This window comes from Acinetobacter sp. UBA2063, assembly GCF_002333245.1.
GTDB classification, from domain to species: domain Bacteria; phylum Pseudomonadota; class Gammaproteobacteria; order Pseudomonadales; family Moraxellaceae; genus Acinetobacter; species Acinetobacter parvus.
The window spans coordinates 29,786-31,099 of record NZ_DDAH01000165.1 but is presented as its reverse complement, the minus strand read 5'-3'; the positions used below and the strand labels follow the sequence as shown (position 1 = coordinate 31,099).

Genomic DNA, 1,314 nt, shown 5'->3' with positions numbered 1-1,314 from the left:
GATTTTTAAACCGTGCTTGTAAACAGCCAAGTTTTCGCCTTCAACGATTTGAGCACGACGAACCTGGATGTTTTCACCGATTTTTTGAACAAGCGCAACACGAGCTTCTTCTACAGTCGCACCGTCTTCAAGCTTGAGTTCAGCAATTTTTGCAGCATCAGTTTCATTTGCAGCAAGCGCAGCAGCAGCAACCTTATCAGAGAAGTTTTTGAAGTTTTCGTCTTTTGCAACGAAGTCAGTTTGACAGTTAACTTCAACAAGAATCGCTTTGTTAGCGTCTTGAATAATTGTAATCGCACCATCGGCAGCAATGTTACCTGCTTTTTTAGCAGCTTTTGCCTGACCTGATTTACGAAGGTTATCAATTGCAAGTTCGATGTCACCGCCTGCTTCTGTTAATGCTTTTTTGCATTCCATCATTGCAAGACCAGTACGGTCACGTAATTCTTTTACCATGCTCGCAGTAACTGCAGTCATATTGTTCTCCTAAAATCGGTAGAAAATAAATCTGTTCAACAAAAACGGCCCAAAGAATCTCTGGGCCGTTTGCAATCTCGACGCTTTAATCTGCCACCATTACATGTCGCAAAAATGACAAGCTTGCGTCAAAACGCATTAAGCCTCAGAAGCGTCTTTAGCAGCGTCGTCGCCTTTCGCTTGTGCATTTGCTTGTGATTGAGCATATTCTTTACCAGCAAGAATTGCATCAGCCATAGCAGAAGCATATAAAGTTACTGCACGGATCGCATCGTCGTTACCAGGGATAACGTAGTCTACGTTGTCTGGGTTAGAGTTTGTATCAACGATACCGATTACAGGAATACCCAGGTTTTTCGCTTCTTTGATTGCAATCGCTTCGTGATCAACGTCGATTACAAATAATGCGTCAGGTAAACCACCCATGTTCTTAACGCCGCCTAAAGCACGTTCAAGCTTGTCCATCTCACGAGTACGCTCTAAAGCTTCACGTTTAGTAAGCTTGGCAAAAGTACCATCTTGAGATTGAGTTTGAAGGTCTTTAAGACGGTTGATAGATTGGCGAAGTGTTTTCCAGTTCGTCAACATACCACCTAACCAACGGTGATCAACATATGGTTGACCAGCACGTTGTGCTTGTTCACGGATGATGTTAGAAGCAGCACGTTTCGTACCAACAAACAATACTTTATTCTTTTTGCTAGCAAGGTTGTTAACAAAGTTCAAAGCATCATTTAACGCAGGAACAGTGTGCTCAAGGTTGATGATGTGAATTTTGTTACGCGCACCAAAAATGTATTGACGCATTTTTGGGTTCCAGAAACGAGTTTGGTGACC

The 1,314-nt window shown here is 42.5% G+C and carries 2 protein-coding genes; both read right to left on the bottom strand.

Annotated features, from left to right (window positions below):
* The coding region (tsf, locus tag B4H32_RS07910; protein WP_286801492.1) for a translation elongation factor Ts at positions 1–477 on the bottom strand (477 nt) is incomplete at its 3' end.
* A 138-nt stretch (positions 478–615) separates the two neighbouring features.
* The coding region (rpsB, locus tag B4H32_RS07905; protein WP_286801487.1) for a 30S ribosomal protein S2 at positions 616–1,314 on the bottom strand (699 nt) is incomplete at its 5' end.